The sequence below is a fragment of the Microvirga sp. BF8 genome, assembly GCF_059888585.1.
This window is the reverse complement of record NZ_CM187619.1, coordinates 1,102,054-1,120,828: the sequence shown is the minus strand read 5'-3', so window position 1 is coordinate 1,120,828 and position 18,775 is coordinate 1,102,054. Positions and strand designations below refer to the sequence as shown.

Below are 18,775 nucleotides of genomic sequence, written 5' to 3'. Positions count from 1 at the left end.
AGCATTGCGCATCGATGTTATGTATCTTGCCGGCCCTGTCACAGAGGCTGGGCCGTTGACATGAGACTGGTAACTCTTTGCGTATTGTTCGTAGCTGCCCTGGGGGTGATGGGCGTACTCGTCCAATTCCCATACTCGCAGCTCAAGAAGGAATATGATTGGGTCGATAGGGCCCTGGTCGACAAAAGCGACACGATTGTCCGGGACAAGTCCGGCGAAACGACATATTGTTATATCGGCCCGCAGGCATTTCCGGTTTCCACGGCAAGAGCCAGGTTCCCGAACTACTGGATCGAGCCGTTTGCTAGGGACTCCCTCGCCGAGGGGGTGGGCAGTTGGACGCTGGCTATTGCCTCGAAGGCCAAGAAAATCGTTGCACTTCGAACAAACGGGACTGTAACGGGCCAGCGATTCCCGGACGAAGTTTCCTGCGGCGACACCATTACGCTGACACCCTCGGGCGAGGAATGGACGGTGCAGTCAGGAAGCTCCTGACCGATGCCGGGCGACATGGTCTCGACTGAATTGAGCAACTTTGGTCGACAGACATGCGCGCCACCACTGCAGCATGCCGCATTCTGCTCCGATCAATGAAAGCCCCTGTTTCGTAGAATACTTTCTCGTCATCGGCGGCGGTCCCGACCTGCTGAGGCCTGAATGACGGGAAGCAGCGCGCTGAACTGACCGCGAGCCGCTCCGTCTTGGCCAGATCACTTGTTTATCCCAAGTGCAATTTGTTCTAAGACTGGCAGGATCACATTGTCTGTCGACAGGCAGTACAGTACATACCCACCATGGCCCAGAATAAGTCTCGCAAGAGAGCATCCGTAGAAGTACCGGTGGAAGCCGATGTCCGTCCAAATCTTGTTGGACGCCGCTCGGACCGCCTGAGACTTCGAGCCGCGTGGATGTATCATGTTGAGGAAATGACCCAGAGCGCGATTGCGGATGCTTTGGGAGTCGGCCGCATCACTGTCACGCGGCTTTTGTCCGACGCACGAAATCTGCATGAAGTGCGCATTTCTCTCAGCAGATCCGTTTCAGAGCTGACAGCCCTTGAAATGGCCCTCGAACGCGCGTTCGGCATCGGCGAGGCAATCGTGGCTCCCCTGTCCGCAAGCGACGCAGATCCGACACGGCCGATCGCTGCCGCGACTGGACAATACCTGTCCGAATTTCTGAATCCCGGGATGAAGATCGGCGTCGGATGGGGCAGGACCCTCCTGCAGTCGCTCGACTTCGTCAGCGACCGCCAGATTCCCGATGTATCGGTTGTGTCGCTCCTCGGCGGCATCGCCCGCGCCAAGCAGTACAACCCGGCCGAATTCGCCTGGCAATTTGCCAGGCTCCTGCAGGCCGAGTGCTTTCTTCTGCCCGCCCCTGCCCTGGTCGACAGCGTGGAGACGAAGCGCGCCCTGGTGGAGCGCTGCGGACTGGCGGAAATCTTCGAGGTCGGCCGTTCTCTCGATGCCGTTCTGCTCAGTGTCGGTGGCATGACGCCGGATGCCACCGCCTATCGCTTTGGATACTTCTCGGAGCAGGACCGCCTGTCGCTCATCAGGGAAGGCGCCGTTGGGGATCTCTTGTATTATTTCTACCGGATCGACGGGCGTCTCGTGGATCACTCGGTCAACGATCGGGTGATGGCGATCCCGGTCGACAGCCTCGCCCTGGCGACCAACCGAATCCTCACGTCTGGTGGACACAACAAGACAGAGGCGATCATCGGCGCGATCCGCATGATCAAACCCACCGTGTTCATCACCGACGAAGTCACCGCGGGCGCCGTGCTCTCCGCCGTCGGCATCCCAACGCCTCAATCGTCATCCTGAAGGATCGGCCTGATGCCCCCATTACGTGGACGCTGGGCTCACGACGCGCCATAGCGCTTAGGGACATCGCCGCTGCTGCGACCGGGAGACCTACATCTCCAAGATGCGTTTCTTGGCGCGTGCGATGGAGGCCGGGCTCATGCTCAGTTCCGTCACGCCCATGCGGATGAACTCCGAAATCAGGTCCTCGCGGGCTGCCGCCTCGCCGCAGACACCGACCCAGATTCCCGCGGCCCGGGCTGCCTGACAGATGAGATCGACTGCCTTCAACACGGCCGGATGATCGGCCCGGTTCAGGTTGACGAGGCGCGGATTCAGCCGGTCGGCGGCCATGATGTACTGAGTCAGATCATTGGTGCCGATGGAAAAGAAATCGGCCTCCTCCGCCAGCGCCTCGGCGCCCAACGCTGCGGCCGGTGTTTCCATCATCACACCAAGATCTATCTGTCCGAACGGAGTGCCGGCGGCTCGCAGTTCGGAGCGGCATTCTTCCACCAGAGCCTTTACGGCCTTAAGTTCGGCAACATCTGCGATCATCGGCACCATGACCTTGACATTCCCGACGACGGCGGCCCGCAGCAGCGCCTTGAGCTGCGGGCGGAAGATGTCTGGCCGGTCAAGGCACATGCGGATGCCGCGCCAGCCGAGAAAAGGATTTTCCTCTTCCGGGAATTCGATGCCGGCCACCGGCTTGTCACCCCCTATATCGAGGGTGCGGACGATCACGGGGCGTGGAGCGAAAGCCTCGGCCAACTCTGTGTAGATGGCGGCCTGCTCGTCTTCCGACGGCAGCGACTTGCGCTCCATGAAAAGGAGTTCGGTGCGGAACAGCCCGACGCCCATGGCGCCGGCCTTCAACGCCGCCTCGACCTCGCTCAGCGAACCCAGATTGGCAGCGACTTCGATCAGCTGGCCGTTGGAGGTCCTGGGCTCCACGTGGGCATAGGAAGCTAGTTGTGTGCGTTCCTCCGCCTCCCCGGCGATGCGCTCCCGATACATGGCAGCGACGTCCTCCGAGGGATCGAGCACCACTTCGCCCGTCCGTCCATCGATGGCAACGACCTTCGCCTGCCGGAGCGCTGTGATGGAGCCCTGATATCCGAGCACCGCCGGAAGTCCGTGGGTCCGCGCCATGATGGCGACATGCGAGGTCGATGAGCCTTTCGTGCAGAGAATGCCGGCGATCCGTGCAATGGGTGCCTTCGCGAAGTCCCACGCGCTGATTTCGTCTGAGATGATGATTGCTCCGGCTGGCACATCGGCCAGGGTCGCATCCTTGCGGCCGAGAAGTGCCAGGGCGACATTGCGTGTGACGCCGCGAATATCCTCTGCGCGCGCGCGGATATAGGGATCTGCCATCGTTTCGAAGCTGCGGGCGACGTCCTCGCCGGCGGCAAGCGTAGCGAAGACCGCATCGTCGCCGTTCTTAATTCGCGCTTTCACCTGGTCGACCAGTTCGGCGTCGCGCGCCACATCGACCAAGGCATCGATGATCTGAAGATCCTCCGGCTCCAGTCCGGCCTGATCGCGCCCTTCGAGGAGAACATCGACGGTCTTTGCGAGAGCTCTCTCGTATCTCAGAACCTCCGCGTCGATCTTCTCGACGGGAACACGCTGCGGCTCCGAGGTCAGGGGCTCTCGAAAGAAGGAATGGACCGGTCCCAGGGCAGCACCTTCGCTCGCGGGAATGCCCCTGTCGCCTGCGATGGGGTGTGCCGCCCGCATGGGCTCCGCGGAAGCGGTTTGGTCGCGCTGCTCGCCAGCTGATTCAGCCTCGGCATGACCGGAGCTTAGGTCAAGACCGGCTTCCGGTGTTTCCATGAAGCGGGCCAGGGCGTCGAGTGCGACGGCCGCATCGTCTCCGTCCGCACGAAGGACGACCTCGTCGTCCTCCTTGATGCCGAGGAGCATGAGTTTGACGGAGCTTTTCGCATTGGCGCCCCGCCCGTCGTGTACGATTTCGATCGTGGAGTGGAAGCTCTTCGCGAGCTTCACGAACTGGGTTGCGGGCCGCGCATGAAGGCCCTCGCGGACCCGGACAGACACCATGCGCTCGACTTGCATCGCACGTCTCCAATCGGTTGGGGCGGCGTCGCGACACCGCCATATTCAATAAACAATCAATGGCCCGCAGCTTATCCGGCGGTTCGGATCACGATCTCGGCGCCTGAAACCAGAGCGCCGTGCAGAAGACTGGGATCGACCGGGGAGGCGCAAAGCTCCCCCGGCCGCCCTGCGGTATCGGCCCCGTCGAAATTGATGACGACATGGCCGATATCCGCGACTTTCTTCCATGACAGTTCGCCAATCGCCGTCAGGACCGCTGAGACGTCCCCGATGCGGAGTTCGGCTCCAACCGGAGGAGCGTCCGGTGTCGGGCCGGACTGGACCGTATGCAGGACCGAAACCTCGGCAAGCTCCGGCGGCGCGCCGGCTGCATAGAGGATCAGGATGCCACCTTCGAGCAGTTCGGCGACTTCGGGGCCGACATCCGTGATTCTTGTCCGGTAGAAAACTGCCATGGATCCCTGTTCACCTTAGAGGAAGTAACTCGCCGCATAGGCGATGACGACCGACACCGGCCCCGTGATCTGACGACTGATCAGAACGGCGGGGACACCGATCTCGATGGTCTTGGGCTTAGCCTCGCCGAGCGCCAATCCGACCGGCACGAAATCGGCGCCGACCTGCGTATCGTAGGCGAACAGGGCCGGAAGAGCCATTGCAGGGGCGATGGTGCCGTTGGCGATCTGAGGCCCGATGATCGCCACGCCGATCACCTGCGCGATCACGGCTCCCGGCCCCAGAATCGGAGACAGGAACGGCAACCCGCAGATGGCGGAGAGCACAATCAGCCCGACGATGTTGTTGGCGAGGGGCCCCATGGGCTTTGCCAGGATATCGCCGATGCCGGTATAGAGGATGAGGCCGATCAGCATGGTCACGAAGGCCATAAACGGCAGGACATTGCGCACGACCTGATCGATCGTCCGCCGACCGGCATTGAAGAAGATCGCGACGGCGCGTCCCATGACGCGGCCCACACTTGTCACGATGCCGATGAACCCACCCCCCGGCACAGGCTCCTTCATCTCCTGGCGGGCTTCGGCTGCAGCCGCTCCCACGGACGGCGAGAGGTCGCTGTCTCCGGCCGCCGACGGGATCGACACGTCGTCCGCGTAGGACAGGTTGCCCTCCTTCACGCCCGACACATAGATGTCCTCCGTAATGAACTGGGCAAGCGGGCCGGACTGGCCGACCGGCGTCAGGTTGACGGTCGGGATTCGCTTCCGCGGATACACGCCGCATCGAGCAGTGCCGCCGCAATCGATCACCACTGCCGCGATTTCGCCCTCGGCGGGCGGCGAGCGGAAGCCGTCGACGACGGTGGCACCTGTCATTTCCGCAAGTTTCTGTGCCACGGGCGGAATCCCGCCGCCCGTCACGGCCACGATCTTGTCCTTTTGAGCGGTCGGCGCGATGACCAGAGGTCCGCCCCAGCCACCGGAGCCGCGATCCACACGAACGGCCTTGAAGGTCTTCATCATCATTCCCTCCCCCGTCGTTCTTTAGAGCGTCACGCCTTCGCGGCGGGCCATGATCTGCGTGATCTTTTCGGTGACGATGCCCCTGAGCAGGATCACGACAACGCCGACGATGAAGTACCAGATGGCCAGATTCACGTGCCAGCCGACCGGCAGCTTACCGGCGGACTCGAGCTGCTGGAGTGCCACGAGCACGCCGCCCCAGACGAAGTATTCGCCCGCATTGGCGTGGGGGAAGAGGCCGGTAATGGGATGGCAGAAGGACACGGCCGAGTCGTAGAACGCCGGCTTATGCTTCTCTTCCAGGAACGTACCGAAGGTGTACGCCATCGGATTGGTAAGGAAGAACATCGCCAACACGGGCAGGATCGTGTAGCGGGTCAGCGCAATGCGTCCGGCTGCCCGGGCCAGTCCATGAACGCGCTGTTCGCCGATGATTTCCGTCACTGCATAGAATGCCGTCATCAGAACGATGAGCGTCGGAATGATGCCGGTCACGAAAGCGGTGAAGACTTCGCCGCCCTTCTGGAAGACGCCGATGAAATGGCGCCCGATGGTGGTGAGCCAGCCGAGTTGCTCCTCCTGCACCACGTTCTTCACACGTGCAGCGAAATCGGCCCCCGTTCCGGCGGGAGCGGGCGGAGGCGCGTTCTGCGCCAGGATGATAAGGTCGTTGGCCCCGTGGATAGAACCTCCAGCTCCCGTGGCTGTCGCCGATCCGACGCTTTGGACGGCATGGCTGGCACTCAGCGACGCATAGTGAAGACTATCGCCGATGAGATCCGCATGCTGTGCCATTGTGGCAAAGATTGTCATGGTTCCTCCCTCTCGCTCCCGGGCTCCTTGTGCCCATTGTTGTCACTGCTTTCTCAAGCGGTGCGCTCAGACAGCGTGGTCGAAGTCTCAAGTTGCTTGGACTTAGCTTTTTCGATCTGCTGTATCGCCTGATCCAGAGCCTTGGCCCTGCCGCGGACCTTGTTGAATGCCTCATCCTCACGAAGACTGGCGAGGCTGCGCCCCCGGAAGTCTTCGAGCGGCTTGAATTTGGCCAGCACGCTGCGCCCTTCCATGGTGAGCATTTCACGGACCATATCGTCCGGTCCCACCACCACCATGAGGATGACGCCGCGACCGAAGCTGGAGCGAGCATTGCCGATGCCGAGATAGCCATCGTTCCATCGCCCCTCGATCGAGCGCATGACACCGCGGTAATGGCGCATCTGTAGCCATGTCCCCACAGCCTGCAGGACCCACATGACGACGAGCAGGATCAGACAGATTTGCCAAATCGGCATGGCCACCTCCGGCTCGAACGCCGAGCCAAGACTGCGTTTCCTCTGAGCGGCGGGCTTCTGAGTCCGTTACGCGCAAGGACAAGATGAGAACATTTGTTATTTGCAATGTCAACGTGTACACGAAGCAGACAGCAACTTGTGCAAAAGCTTTGCTGCACAACCATACTGAACTTCCGGATTCGCGCCATGGGCCCGCGCAGTTCATTGTTCCATCCGGATATGAAACGCTGAGTCCAACCCGCTCCCTGGTCGCTCGACGATCATCGCTAGGCTTTGCACACGGGACAGCCAAGGCTTTGCCTGGAACCCCAATGGGAGCCGACTCCTCTGGCGTCCTACGGTGGCGTCCGTGAGTGGATTTATCCCACGGCAATTTGGAACTCGGGCGCGTAGCAGGATGATTTCCTAAGCTTGTGCAAGTTCTTGCCCGATCACCGGAGCAGGGGATGAAGTGCAGATTCCGAGCCACCCGAGTGAACAAAGTGTTTGACGATAATTCAAAAGTTCATTAACTCAGAACCATTCTCGACCACCGGAGGCGGATCCCATGTCACGCATCGCAGAACTAGGATTGGCGGCCGAACTTGCGGCGCGGGCGGAGAAGGCGGGTCCCATCACCATCGGGCTTGCCGGTGCAGGTCAGATGGGCACGGATATCGTCGTCGAGGTTGCCCTTATGCCCGGCGTACGTATCGGTGCCATTTCCGAGGTTCGCGCGCAGGCGGCCCGCGATGCCGCATTGCTGGCAGGGCACGCCACGGGCGACGTCGTTAACGCCTCCTCCGCCTCCGACATCGACCGCGCCATCGAGGCCGGAAAGATCGCCATTACAGACGACATCAATGCGCTCTGCGCCGCTGGTCGCATCGACGTGGTGATCGATGCCACCGGCAACCCGAACATCGGCACCCTCTTCGCCCTCGAGGCGATGAAGAACGGCAAGCACGTCGTGATGCTGAACGTCGAGGCGGATATCACCGTCGGCCGCTTTCTCAAGGAGGAAGCGCGCAAGGCGGGCGTCGTCTATACGGGCGCCGCGGGTGACGAGCCTGCCTGCACCCTGGAACTCATCACCTTTGCCCAGAGTCTCGGATTCGAGATCGTCGCCGCCGGCAAGGGCAAGAACAACCCGCTCAAATTCGACGCGGTACCGGCCGAGTATGAAGAGGAGGCCCGTGCGCGCAACATGAATGCCCGCATGCTGGTCGAGTTCGTGGACGGCACCAAGACTATGGTCGAAATGGTGGCTGTCGCCAACGCCACCGGCCTTGTGCCGGACGTGCCCGGCATGCACGGCCCGAAGGCCACCCGCGAGGAACTGGCCCAAGTGCTGTGCACCAAGGAGGATGGCGGAATCCTCCATCGTTCGGGCGTGGTGGACTATTCCATCGGCAAGGGTGTGGCTCCCGGCGTGTTCTGCATCGTGAAGCCGAAGCACCCCCGCGTCCTGGAGCGCATGATCGACCTGAAGGTCGGCCCCGGTCCGTGCTTCTCCATCCTCCGTCCCTATCACCTCACGAGCTTGGAGACTCCCCTCTCGGCGGTCCGGGCCGTCGCATATGGCCGCGCCGACATGCAGCCGCTCGACCGACCCGTCGCCGAATGCGTCGCGGTCGCCAAGCGCGACCTGCAGGTCGGTGAAACGCTCGGCAAGATCGGCGAGACCGATTACCGCGGCTTCGCCATGACCTGGTCCGAAGCCCGCAAGGGCCGCGCTCTCCCCATCGGCCTATCCGAGCGCGCCAAAGTCCTCAAGCCGATCAAGGCAGGCGACCGCTTGACCTACGACAATTGTCAGCCTGACGACTCCTTCGTCGTCACGCAGATCCGCCGCCGCCTCGACGAGACCGACGCGCGGTTCGCATAAGGACCGAGCGCCCCACCGGACAGCCTTCTGATCCGTCCGCCATTCCACCTGCCGCGAGAGTAGTCATGGCTGAATCCACGACCGAGAAGGCAGCCGCTGCAGCCCATGCAGCCCATGCTGCCAATCTGCCGGACATCTACAGGCGCCTTTCCACCGCCGATCTGCGAGAGGCGCTTCGCAAGATGCATCTCATCCGACGGTTCGAGGAGAGTGCGGAAGAGGCCTATATGCGCGGCCTGATCCATGGCACGATGCACCTGTCCATCGGCCAGGAAGCCAGCGCGGTCGGTATCTGCGCGCCACTTACAGATGCCGACTTCATTACCTCCACCCACCGCGGCCATGGCCACTGCATCGGCAAGGGCGCGGAGGTGAAGCGCATGTTTGCCGAGTTCTTCGGCAAGGAGGACGGTTATTGCCGCGGGCGCGGCGGATCCATGCACATTGCCGATGTCGCGGCAGGCAACCTCGGAGCAAACGGCATCGTGGGCGGCGGAATTCCCATCGCCGTCGGCGCTGCGCTGTCCGTCAAGAAGCAAGGCAAGGATTCCGTCGTCGTCTCCTTCTTTGGTGACGGGGCCAACAACGAAGGCGCCTTCCACGAGGCCCTCAACATGGCCTCCGTCTGGAAGCTGCCGGTGATCTTCGTGTGCGAGAACAACGGTTATGGCATGTCCACCTCGACCAAGCGCTCGACGGCTGTGCCGAATATCGCCGACAGGGCCAGCGCCTACGCGATGCCGGGTGTCATCGTCGACGGCAACAACTTCGGTGCGGTGGCCGCGGCCTCGTTCGAAGCCGCCGACCGCGCCCGACGCGGCGAGGGTCCGTCTCTGATCGAGAGCAAGACCTATCGGATCCGCGGCCATTCGCGCTCGGATCGAAACCGCTACAGGACCAAGGAAGAGATTGAATCCTGGCAGGCCCGGGACCCAATCGGCATTTTCGAGAAGGAACTCATCGAGCTTGGCCTAATCGCGCCCGACGAGATCGAGAAGGTCCGCGCCGAGGTGGAGGCTGAGATCGCCGCCGGTCTCGATTTCGCCCAGGCGAGCCCCTCGCCGTTGCCTGCCGACGTCACTCGTTATGTCTATACGGATTGAGCCTGTCATGGATGCGAATGTGCGTGAACTCAGCTATGCCCAGGCGATCCAGGAGGCGATGGCCCTCGCCATGGAGGCCGATGAACGTGTCTTCCTCATGGGCGAGGACATCGGGGTCTATGGCGGCGCCTTTCAGGTCACCGGCGATCTGGTTCACCGCTTCGGCGAAGAACGGGTCATGGATACCCCCATCTCCGAGCTTGGCGGCGCCGGTGTGGCCGTCGGCGCCGCCGTGACCGGCATGCGTCCGATCTTCGAGTTCCAGTTCTCCGACTTCGCAACGCTGGCGATGGAGCAGATCGTCAACCAGGCCGCCAAGATGCGCTATATGCTCGGCGGCAACGTGTCGGTTCCCCTCGTGATGCGATTCCCGGCAGGCTCCGGGACCGGAGCGGCGGCCCAGCACAGCCAGAGCCTGGAAGCGTGGCTCGCTCACGTGCCCGGGTTGAAGGTGCTGCAGCCTTCGACCCCGCACGACGCCAAGGGAATGCTGCTCGCTGCCGTGGCCGATCCCGACCCGGTCATGATCTTCGAGCATAAGCTCCTTTACAAGATGAAAGGCCCCGTCCCCGAGGGCTATTACACAGTGCCGATCGGCAAGGCGGAGACGCGCCGCCATGGCCGCCATGTCACCATCGTCGCAACCTCGATCATGGTCCATAAGGCGATGGACGCGGCAGCACAGCTGGCGGAGGACGGCATCGACGCGGAGGTGATCGACCTGCGCTCGCTTCGCCCCATGGACACGCCCGCCATCATCGAAAGCGTGAAGAAGACATCCCGCCTTCTTTGCGTCTACGAGGGCGTGAAGACTTTGGGCATCGGCGCCGAGATCAGCGCCGCCATCGTCGAAAGCGAGGCGTTTGATTATCTCGATGCGCCGGTCATGCGCCTGGGCGGCGCCGAGTCCCCCCTTCCCTATAATCCAGAGCTCGAGAAGGCTGCCGTTCCGCAGGTTCCCGATATCTTTACCGCGGCACGCAAGCTGGTTCGCAGGGAGGTCTGACGATGCCGAGCGAGGTCATCCTTCCACGCGTCGACATGGGCATGGAGACCGGCAAGGTCTCCCAATGGTTTGTCGAAGAGGGTACCGTGGTCCAGAAGGGCCAGGCGATCTTCGAGATCGAGACCGACAAGGCCGCGATGGAGATCGAAGCTCCGGTGTCCGGCATCATACGGGACATGCTCAGCGAGGAAGGCAAGGAGGTACCGGTCGGCAGCGTCGTGGCTCGAATCTACGGCGTGGACGAAGCTTACGACGCACCCTCCCGGCCCGCACCGGTCCAGGTCGCGCCGGGAGCTCCCATCGACATCCCGACCGCCGCCGATGCATCCGCGGAGCCCGCCACCCAGGCTCCGACATCCCCGGTCCTTGCACCCGCCTCCGTTCAGCGTGCAGACGTAATCGAACCGGGGAACGTGCGAGCGACCCCGCTGGCGAGGCGTCTGGCCCGGGAGCACGGCATCGAATTGGGCGAGTTGCGCGGATCGGGTCCCCGTGGACGCATCCAGCACGGCGACGTCCTCGCGTCCATCGCAGTCTCCGACGAGACGAACGCGGTCGCCGAGGCACGCTCCTTGCGCCCCATCCACTCCGCGCATGGCCAGCGGTCGGGGCAACAGGCCGCGCCCCTGCACCATGTCTGGTTCCGCGAAGGACATGGCGCTCCGCTCGTTCTGGTCCATGGATTCGGATCGGATCTGAACAGTTGGCGGCCTCTGATCCCTGCCCTGCCCTCCGGCCGATCCATCCTCGGCATCGATCTGCCCGGGCATGGGCGCTCGCCCCTCGCTGGCCCAGTCACGCTCGACGGCTTTGCGGCGGCGGTGCTCGAGACGCTTTCAGCTCTGGGCGTCAACAGCACCCACTTGGTCGGCCACTCCCTCGGCGCTGCCGTTGCGGCCAGGGCCGCGGCCCAGGCGCAGCTGGATGTCCGCTCGCTGATGCTGCTCTCGCCTGCCGGACTTGGGCCCGACATGAATGGAGCTTTCGTCTCCGGCTTCCTGCGCGCGACCAGCGAGGAGAGCCTTGCTCCCTGGGCTCGCGAACTCGTCTTCGAAGAGGGCTCCCTGGGCGCCTCCTTCGTGAGCAGCACCTTGCGACTTCGCAATGCTGAGATCGTCAGGTCTCAGGAGCAGGTCGCCGCCCATCTCTTCCCCGACGGCACGCAGGCCTTCAGTATCCGCCCGCTTCTGGAGAAGTTCGACTGGCCCGTGAAGGTCGTCTTCGGCACAGAAGACCGAATCATTCCCGCCCGTCACGCGACGGGATTGCCGGGCACCGTTGCCGTCCATCTGTTCCCTGCCACCGGACACATGCCCCAGATCGAGCAGCGCCACGCGATCAGCAGGCTCGTAGGAGAACTCATTCGCCTTGGATGAGCATATCCGGCGAGCTGGACCCCGGTCGCGCATCGTGCGGAAAATCCGCCACTGAAGAAATGAGGGCCGCTCTTTCGGCTAGCGCCTGATCAGCCCTCACTAAAGTTTCGGACGGTTACACCCTCGGTTCGGGCACGACGATTTAGGCGCGGTCTCCCAACGGAAGTGACAGTCCCTGGTGTTCCTTGGCACTCTTCTGCCGGAGCCGCGATTCCGCCAGATCCCCCTGAGCCTCGAGGAGCAGATAGGCCGTGGCCGTGAGGTGACCGTGGATACGCTTCAGGTCCCGGATGATGTCGATGTGGATGGAACTCGTCTCGATCGATTCCGGCCTGCCATCCTTCAGGCGCACGAAATGGCTCTCGGTTGCATTGCGCTCGGCAATTCGCATGGCGCTCTTGTCGGCGAACAGCCTGCGTGCCAGGCCGACATCCCGGGTCGCGAAGACGTTGGCGGCAAGGCGCATCGTCTCCGTGACCCGGCCGTGGAAGGCACGGATCTCCTCGAGTCCTTCAGCCGAGAACGAGAGCTGACGCCTGACCTTCTTGGCGGCGAGTTCGACGAGATTCTTGTCGATGATGTCACCGATATGCTCAAGATTGGTCGTGAACGCCAGGATTTCGAGCAGACGGCGGCTTTCCTCTTCGGACATGGGCGCCTTGGACGCCTCCACGAGGTAGAGCTTGATGGCCTCGTGCAGGCGATCGACGGTATCGTCCGCCTTCTCGATATCCTTCACCAGCTTCTGGTCGTTGCCCTCGATCGCAGCCAGGACGTTGTTCAGCATGGCATCGACCAGGTCCCCCATGCGCAGGGACTCGCGCATGGCACAGGCCAGGGCCTCGGACGGCGTGTCGAGGACGCTTGCTTCGAGATGGCGCGGCCGTCCCTCGTCGACGATGCTCGTGGTCTCGTTGCCCCATCTTTGGAGGAGGACAGCGAGAGCGCCGACGAACGGAAGCCCGAGAATTGCGACGCCAAGGTTGAAGGCCGTGTGGAACAGCACCACGCTGCGGGCAGGATCATGGACGAAGGTGGTCAGTTCCTCGGCCATGAAACCCACGAATGGCAAGGCAACGAGGCCGACAACTCCGCGCATGAGGAGGTTACCCAACGGCACGCGCCTCGCTGCCGGCGGTGAGCCGGAAAGTGCCACCCAGGGAGCGAACGCGCCGCCGATATTGGCCCCGAGCACGAGGGTCAGCGCCACCGGCACCGGAATGACACCGCCTCCGGCGAGGGACATCACGAAGAGAACAATGGCGAGGCTGGAATGAGCCGCCCAGGTCAGCAGTGCAGCGATCCCGAGCGCGATGATCGGCTCGCCGCCTACTGCCGCAAGAACCACCCGCACCGTAGGCGACTCGCGCAGCGCCGCGGCGGCCAAGCCCAATTCCTGAAGGGCCAGGAGAAGCAGGCCGAGGCCAATCAGGGCGCGCGCCGCACCTTGGGCACTCTCACGGGCGCTGTACAGCCCGAATCCGCCGGCGACAAGGATCGCCCAAAGCCACTTGATATCGAAGGCGAGAAGCTGCGCTGCAACCGTCGAGCCCACGTCGGCACCGAGCATCACCGCCAGCGCGGCCGACAGGCCGATGAGGCCTCTCCCGGCAAAGGAGCCGATGATGAGAGCCATGGCGGTGCTCGACTGCAGCAGCGTGGTCCCGATCAATCCGCTCGCGAAGGCCGTGAGGCGGTTCCGGGACGATGCGGCGACAAGACGGCGCAACTCGGCCCCGAGGGCCTGGCTCACGCCGGTACGCACCATGCGCACGCCCCATAGCATGAGGGCGACGCTGCCAATCAACTGGATGAGTGTCCGGGTTGCGTCCATTGTGAGAGCCCAATTTATTTTGCCGACTTAACTGAGTGCCAATATCACCCCGATGCAAGTCCTTTCAGGATCCGCAAGGACAAATTACCGGCACAAGCTCCGCCTGGGACGGGCTATCCCCGGATCGGAGATCTGGCGCCCGCTGCCCCTCATGCACGTTTGGAGACCGGGTTCTCCCTGGCCTGCAACGCTTCTCCGACCTCGGATGGCGGGGCGAGCTCCGAAAGGAGCTCTGCCTGGAGAGGTGTTTCGCCGAACCAGTTCAGCCGGTTGACTGTGACGCAGCCGCCGTCGATGGCCTCGTTCTCGTCCCCTGGGGTTGAGCTGTGGGCCCGGCCGCGCGGGACCGTGATCACGACGGTATTGCCCTGGGACGAAACGACTTCGGCAGATAGTCCGATCTTATCGCGGCCGATTCTCGGTTGTCGAATCGGTGCCGGCAGCGCCGTGGGCAGGTTGACGCTCAGATAATGGCCTTCGATCGCCCAGTCGTCGCGCCGTTGCCAAAGTCCGCCGATCAGGTCGCCGAGCCACGGCACATCCATGTCCGTCGCCCTGGGGTTCTTCACGCGGGAAAAGCCGATGGCCGGAATGCCCCAGAAGCTCGCCTCGCGGGCGATGCCAAGAGTGCCCGAATAGGCAAGATCCTCAGCGACGTTGCGGCCGTCATTGATTCCGGAGAGGACCAGATCAGGACGTCGATCGTCCTTGAAGAGCCAGGCCATGGCCGTCACGACACAGTCCGCTGGGGTACCGGAGCACGAATACCTCCGTTCCGACAGGCGCGTCATCGTCAGCGGCCGAGCAATGGTCAGCGACGGACCGTTGGCGGTGCGCTTGCCGTCCGGAGCGACGACCCACACGTCCTCGGAGAGGGTTCTGGCAACCTCGGTGAGGATGGCGAGACCGGGTGCATCGACCCCATCATCGTTGCAGACCAGGATTCTCATGCGAACTTTCCTTTGCATAGCCTGAGGCTTTGGCCCGTCCGGAATTCGGTGTGGAGCGAAGGGATGTGCCGGCCGAGTTCTTCGAGAGTGGCAGGCGTGCAGGAATGGCCAAGGGTCGGCGGACCGCCGGCCGCGCGCCAGATCTCGATGTTGCCGGACAAGGTCGGATGGGTGGGCATGCGAATCCAGGACGCGCGGCCACTGCGATGGAGCAGGTCGCCGGGGGAAGAGGCCGGCAGGTGACCCGTCAGAAGCACCGGATAGCCGCAGGCATCGGCCATGGGAATCAGCGTTGCGGACGGGCCCGCCGTTCCCATGCCGTCGTCCGCCAGCAACGGACAGTCAGGAAGTGGCTCGCCATCATGCCAGTCCAGAGCTGCAGCGAGTTTCTGCGTCAGCTTTTCCACCACATTGGCCTGCAGCGCGTCCGTGGCTGCGATCTGGCACGCCAGCGCCTCGCGCATACCGGCATGGATCGAGAAGCGTTCCGGCATCACTGCCAGCAATTCCAGCGATCGGCCGAACAAGGGCGTCGGAAGCAGGCATCCTTGCGGGTGCGCGGCAATCCAGGCGGCGATTTCGTCCGCTCGAGTCTTACCCGAGACCGGATCCGCACCATAGGAAGCGTCGAGGATCAGCAGGTTGCATGACGGCACAGGATCCATCACGAAGACCTTGCTGTCGGGCAGGACATCGCCGGAATAGACGATCGTGTCCTCGCCGTTGCCGACGGCGAACCACACGCCACCAACCACGTGCCCCGAGCGACCGGTCCGAATGGTCAGATCCCCGATCGTCAATGTGTCGCCGGGCTTGAATTGCTTGACCTGATCGCGCGGGAACGGAAAGTGCTTCAATTGTTCCGGATCGGCATAGTGTTCGAGGGTCGCCGGCGCCTCGTCGCAGGTCTCCTCGGTCATGAAGATGGGACCGCGATACCCCTCAGCCAGGAGCCAGGAAAGAGCGCCGACATGGTCCTCATGCGCATGAGACAGGAGAAGCGCCTGGATGCTTCCGATATCGGAGTCAATGGCCGGATAGTACTCACGCCCGGTCGCGCCGACCTTGATCCCGGCATCGAGAAGAATGTGACTGTCCGCGCTGCGGACCGCGATGCTCGTGCGCCCTTTCTCGCCGAAGCCGCCATGCAGATCGACCTGCATCATGGAGCAGTCCTCGCTTCGGGAATAACCCAGCCGGAACGGATGCGCACACGTGCTTCCACGCCCGCTTCCAGCGTTACGGGATCCGACTGCTCGATGTGGAGGTTGAGATCGGGACGCTCGACGGGCGACAGTTCGACCCGGGCACGGCCACCCTGATAGACGACCCGCTTGATCGCCACCGGAATCCCGTCCTCACCGGGCCCGACTGCTTCGAGCTCTGGGGAGCGGCAGCAAAGCTTTGCGTCGGGACGCGGACGCTCGTCGGGACGACAGCGCACGACGACTTCGTATCCGAGGACGCGAACCCGGCAATGCCCGGAATCAGCAGCCGTCAGCACGTCTGCCGGAAGAATGATACCTTGCGAAATAAAGGATGCGACCATTTCATTTGCCGGCTCCCGATAGAGCTCGCGCGGAGGCGCAAGCTGGGCGAGACGGCCCTTGTCCATGACCGCGATCCGGTCCGCGAGCGCCATGGCCTCTGCCTGATCGTGCGTAATGTAGACGATGGTGGTGCCCGTGCGCGCATGGAAATCTGCGAATTCGTCTTCCATTGCGGCGCGCAAATGGACGTCCAGGTTGGCAAGCGGTTCGTCGAACAGGACCAGGGACGGTGCTGCGACGAGGCAGCGCGCCAGGGCCACGCGCTGGCGCTGGCCTCCCGAGAGATTGGCAGGACGCCGGTCGCCGAAACCCGTAAGGTTGACGAGGGAAAGCGCCTCGGCGACCCGTCTGTCGCGCTCGGCGCGGGCGACCTTCGCCACCTTCAGGCTGTATCCCACATTCTCGGCAACTGTCATATGCGGCCAGAGTGCATAGTTCTGGAACACGATTCCGACACGACGCTTCTCAGGCGGTACGCTGTGCTCGGGCGCCGACATCGTCTGGCCTCCGATGACGATACGACCGCCCGTGACCTTCTCGAAACCGGCCACCATTCGGAGCAGAGTCGTCTTACCGCATCCCGACGGTCCCAGGACCGCAAGAAATTCCCCATCAGCAACATCGATCGATACGTTGGACAACGCATCAAAATCGCCGAAACGTTTACTGACTTGGTCGATCGTTAATCCCGCCATGGGAGGACTCCGTTCGGCAGATGAGGTGCAAGCAAATTGGAAGCGAGCATCAGGAGGAAAGTCAGGGCGACCGTCATCATCGAGATCGCCGCTGCGTAGCTCGAGTCGCCACCCTGCTCGAAGGAGAAGATCACGACGCCGATGGTCTCCGATCCGGAGGACCACAGGAGCGCGGAAACCGTCAGCTCGCTCAGTGCGGTCATGAAGATCAGAAGCCCTCCGGCGACAGCCACCGGTGCGATGAGCGGAAAGATGATCGTACGCAGCCGCATGAGGAACCCGGCCCCAGCAACCTGCGCTGCCTCCTCCAGCGAGCGATCCATCTGATGGAAGCCGCTCACGGTCGGGCGCAGCGCCAGGACCATGAAGCGGGCGAGATAGGCGTACAGGATGATCCAGACGGTATTGTAGATCTGGAGATCGATCACCGGGATCGGCTTCAGGAACAGCAGCAGCGCCGCGATGGCCAGCACGACGCCGGGAAGCGCATAGGGCAGTTCGACCGTGAGATTCAGAAACTTGGTCCACCAGGACATGCGCCAGGCGATGAAGTAGGCGAGCGGCACCGCAACGAGCACGGCGAAGACCGCGGCCGTGACAGAGAGGATGGAACTGTTGACGAAGGCGCTCTTGGCGGCTGCATGGTCGAACAGCACGAAGGAATAGTTGGCGAGGGTCGCCGTCTTGAGCGACAGCGGGATGCCGTAGCCGGGAACCAGGGAGCTCAACAGGAGCCCGAGCAGCGGCAGCACCAGGATAACCAGGATGATCGTCCACATGATCGCCTCGGTAAGCACGCGAAAGCGTCCGAGCTCGAACGGATCGGCGGGAAGCGAGGTGGATGTGATGCGGTAGTCGCGGCGGCGGCTGATGATGTCCTGCGCCACGATTCCTGCCATTGCGATCACGCCGATCAGCACTGACAGGAACGCAACCTCCCCAAGAACGGATGGCCCCGCCCCGGCAAGCCGCTGGTAGATGAGCGTTGGCAGAACGAGATAGTTGGCGGGAATTCCAAGGAAGGCCGGAATGCCGAAGTTGCCGACGCACGAGACGAAGACCAGGGCGGAGGCGCCGATGATTGAGGGCGTCATCAGCGGAAGGATGATCGTCCTCAGCACCGTCCAGCGGCCGGCACCGCCTGCCAGTCCTGCCTCGATCAGCTCGCGCGGGAGCTTGCGCAGCCCGGCGCGGACCATGAGGAAGACCAGCGGTCCGTACTGTACGCCGAGCAGAAGAATGATGCCCTGCACGGAGTACAATGGATTGCGGCTTCCCAAGGGGGGAGCGATGCCGAGCAGCTTCAGGAGCGGGCTCGCCGGGCCGAACAATTGCAGCCATGCGAGTGCCGTCACCTGAGGCGCGATCATCAACGGCGTCACGAAGCAGAGCACGAATGCGCTGCGTCCGCGAACGTCGGTAAGGGATACGAGGGTCGCGACGGCGGTTCCGAAGAGCACCGCCAGAGCGGTGCCTCCGAAACCGACGACAAGCGAGTGCCAGGTCGCGGTCCATGTCGCAGGATTGGCGAGCCCGGCCTCAACGGCCGCGATCGAAAACCTTCCGCCCGGTGCAATGATTTCTTGCAACAGGCGCAGCATGGGAAGGACCGACAGGAGAGCGACGATCGCAACGACGATCCCCGTCAGCATCCATTCCGTCGAAAAGGTTCTTTTCAGCGAGGCAGGCATCGGCAACGCCGAAGATGCCTGCGTGCGGCTG

The 18,775-nt window shown here is 63.0% G+C and carries 16 protein-coding genes; 6 read left to right on the top strand and 10 right to left on the bottom strand.

What is annotated here, in order from left to right:
- The first annotated feature begins 60 nt into the window (after positions 1–60).
- Together AC522E_RS05300 and AC522E_RS05295 are read left to right on the top strand one after the other, a co-directional pair.
- Positions 61–495 carry a hypothetical protein gene (locus tag AC522E_RS05300; protein ID WP_500749338.1) on the top strand — a complete coding sequence of 145 codons (435 nt, stop codon included), beginning with the start codon at positions 61–63 and terminating at the stop codon, positions 493–495.
- 299 nt (positions 496–794) lie between these two features.
- Positions 795–1,832, top strand: coding sequence for a sugar-binding transcriptional regulator (locus AC522E_RS05295; RefSeq protein WP_500749337.1), 1,038 nt, complete (start codon positions 795–797; stop codon positions 1,830–1,832).
- A gap of 90 nt (positions 1,833–1,922) precedes the next feature.
- Here AC522E_RS05295 and ptsP read toward each other — a convergent pair whose 3' ends face one another.
- The 5 genes from ptsP to AC522E_RS05270 form a co-directional block, all read right to left on the bottom strand.
- On the bottom strand, positions 1,923–3,896 hold the full coding sequence (gene ptsP, locus AC522E_RS05290) for a phosphoenolpyruvate--protein phosphotransferase (protein ID WP_500749336.1): 1,974 nt from the start codon (positions 3,894–3,896) through the stop codon (positions 1,923–1,925).
- Positions 3,897–3,967: 71 nt separating this feature from the next.
- Positions 3,968–4,354: a PTS glucitol/sorbitol transporter subunit IIA gene (locus AC522E_RS05285; RefSeq protein ID WP_500749335.1), complete on the bottom strand. Its 387-nt coding sequence runs from the start codon at positions 4,352–4,354 to the stop codon at positions 3,968–3,970.
- A gap of 15 nt (positions 4,355–4,369) precedes the next feature.
- Complete coding sequence (srlE, locus tag AC522E_RS05280) at positions 4,370–5,380, bottom strand: PTS glucitol/sorbitol transporter subunit IIB (RefSeq protein ID WP_500750595.1); 1,011 nt, start codon at positions 5,378–5,380, stop codon at positions 4,370–4,372.
- A 21-nt stretch (positions 5,381–5,401) separates the two neighbouring features.
- Positions 5,402–6,193, bottom strand: coding sequence for a PTS glucitol/sorbitol transporter subunit IIC (gene srlA, locus AC522E_RS05275; protein WP_500749334.1), 792 nt, complete (start codon positions 6,191–6,193; stop codon positions 5,402–5,404).
- Between the two features lie 53 nt (positions 6,194–6,246).
- A complete protein-coding gene (locus tag AC522E_RS05270; protein WP_500750594.1) occupies positions 6,247–6,672 on the bottom strand; it encodes a transcriptional regulator GutM in 426 nt (141 codons plus the stop codon).
- Positions 6,673–7,219: 547 nt separating this feature from the next.
- Between AC522E_RS05270 and AC522E_RS05265 the strand changes: the two genes are divergently transcribed.
- The 4 genes from AC522E_RS05265 (at position 7,220) to AC522E_RS05250 (ending at position 12,024) form a co-directional block, all read left to right on the top strand.
- Entirely contained in the window at positions 7,220–8,539 is a 1,320-nt protein-coding gene (locus AC522E_RS05265; protein ID WP_500749333.1) for an NAD(P)H-dependent oxidoreductase, read from the top strand.
- A 65-nt stretch (positions 8,540–8,604) separates the two neighbouring features.
- Positions 8,605–9,642, top strand: a complete 1,038-nt coding sequence (locus tag AC522E_RS05260) for a thiamine pyrophosphate-dependent dehydrogenase E1 component subunit alpha (RefSeq protein ID WP_500749332.1) — start codon at positions 8,605–8,607, stop codon at positions 9,640–9,642.
- A 7-nt stretch (positions 9,643–9,649) separates the two neighbouring features.
- Positions 9,650–10,648, top strand: a complete 999-nt coding sequence (locus AC522E_RS05255) for an alpha-ketoacid dehydrogenase subunit beta (protein ID WP_500749331.1) — start codon at positions 9,650–9,652, stop codon at positions 10,646–10,648.
- Between the two features lie 2 nt (positions 10,649–10,650).
- Complete coding sequence (locus tag AC522E_RS05250) at positions 10,651–12,024, top strand: acetoin dehydrogenase dihydrolipoyllysine-residue acetyltransferase subunit (RefSeq protein WP_500749330.1); 1,374 nt, start codon at positions 10,651–10,653, stop codon at positions 12,022–12,024.
- Between the two features lie 142 nt (positions 12,025–12,166).
- On the opposite strand, the gene AC522E_RS05245 is transcribed toward AC522E_RS05250, so the two are convergent.
- The 5 genes from AC522E_RS05245 to AC522E_RS05225 all read right to left on the bottom strand — a co-directional run bounded on the left by AC522E_RS05245 (position 12,167) and on the right by AC522E_RS05225 (position 18,705).
- Positions 12,167–13,858 (bottom strand): Na/Pi cotransporter family protein, encoded by a 1,692-nt coding sequence (locus AC522E_RS05245; protein WP_500749329.1) that lies wholly within the window; start codon positions 13,856–13,858, stop codon positions 12,167–12,169.
- A gap of 149 nt (positions 13,859–14,007) precedes the next feature.
- Positions 14,008–14,808: a 5'/3'-nucleotidase SurE gene (gene surE, locus AC522E_RS05240; RefSeq protein WP_500749328.1), complete on the bottom strand. Its 801-nt coding sequence runs from the start codon at positions 14,806–14,808 to the stop codon at positions 14,008–14,010.
- Positions 14,805–15,974 (bottom strand): MBL fold metallo-hydrolase, encoded by a 1,170-nt coding sequence (locus AC522E_RS05235; protein ID WP_500749327.1) that lies wholly within the window; start codon positions 15,972–15,974, stop codon positions 14,805–14,807. Before AC522E_RS05235 ends, surE begins: the two co-directional genes overlap by 4 nt.
- Entirely contained in the window at positions 15,971–17,053 is a 1,083-nt protein-coding gene (locus AC522E_RS05230; RefSeq protein WP_500749326.1) for an ABC transporter ATP-binding protein, read from the bottom strand. Before AC522E_RS05230 ends, AC522E_RS05235 begins: the two co-directional genes overlap by 4 nt.
- Positions 17,041–18,705 (bottom strand): ABC transporter permease, encoded by a 1,665-nt coding sequence (locus AC522E_RS05225; protein ID WP_500750593.1) that lies wholly within the window; start codon positions 18,703–18,705, stop codon positions 17,041–17,043. Before AC522E_RS05225 ends, AC522E_RS05230 begins: the two co-directional genes overlap by 13 nt.
- Between the last annotated feature and the right edge of the window lie 70 nt (positions 18,706–18,775).

Bases quoted from the DNA above. Each gene is read 5' to 3' on its own strand.
- AC522E_RS05245 (WP_500749329.1), bottom strand. From the start codon at position 13,858: ATGGACGCAACCCGGACACTCATCCAGTTGATTGGCAGCGTCGCCCTC.
- AC522E_RS05250 (WP_500749330.1), top strand. From the start codon at position 10,651: ATGCCGAGCGAGGTCATCCTTCCACGCGTCGACATGGGCATGGAGACC.
- surE (WP_500749328.1), bottom strand. From the start codon at position 14,808: ATGAGAATCCTGGTCTGCAACGATGATGGGGTCGATGCACCCGGTCTC.
- AC522E_RS05270 (WP_500750594.1), bottom strand. From the start codon at position 6,672: ATGCCGATTTGGCAAATCTGTCTGATCCTGCTCGTCGTCATGTGGGTC.
- ptsP (WP_500749336.1), bottom strand. From the start codon at position 3,896: ATGCAAGTCGAGCGCATGGTGTCTGTCCGGGTCCGCGAGGGCCTTCAT.
- AC522E_RS05225 (WP_500750593.1), bottom strand. From the start codon at position 18,705: ATGCTGACGGGGATCGTCGTTGCGATCGTCGCTCTCCTGTCGGTCCTT.
- AC522E_RS05260 (WP_500749332.1), top strand. From the start codon at position 8,605: ATGGCTGAATCCACGACCGAGAAGGCAGCCGCTGCAGCCCATGCAGCC.
- AC522E_RS05285 (WP_500749335.1), bottom strand. From the start codon at position 4,354: ATGGCAGTTTTCTACCGGACAAGAATCACGGATGTCGGCCCCGAAGTC.
- AC522E_RS05235 (WP_500749327.1), bottom strand. From the start codon at position 15,974: ATGATGCAGGTCGATCTGCATGGCGGCTTCGGCGAGAAAGGGCGCACG.
- srlE (WP_500750595.1), bottom strand. From the start codon at position 5,380: ATGATGAAGACCTTCAAGGCCGTTCGTGTGGATCGCGGCTCCGGTGGC.
- srlA (WP_500749334.1), bottom strand. From the start codon at position 6,193: ATGACAATCTTTGCCACAATGGCACAGCATGCGGATCTCATCGGCGAT.
- AC522E_RS05265 (WP_500749333.1), top strand. From the start codon at position 7,220: ATGTCACGCATCGCAGAACTAGGATTGGCGGCCGAACTTGCGGCGCGG.
- AC522E_RS05230 (WP_500749326.1), bottom strand. From the start codon at position 17,053: ATGGCGGGATTAACGATCGACCAAGTCAGTAAACGTTTCGGCGATTTT.
- AC522E_RS05295 (WP_500749337.1), top strand. From the start codon at position 795: ATGGCCCAGAATAAGTCTCGCAAGAGAGCATCCGTAGAAGTACCGGTG.
- AC522E_RS05300 (WP_500749338.1), top strand. From the start codon at position 61: ATGAGACTGGTAACTCTTTGCGTATTGTTCGTAGCTGCCCTGGGGGTG.
- AC522E_RS05255 (WP_500749331.1), top strand. From the start codon at position 9,650: ATGGATGCGAATGTGCGTGAACTCAGCTATGCCCAGGCGATCCAGGAG.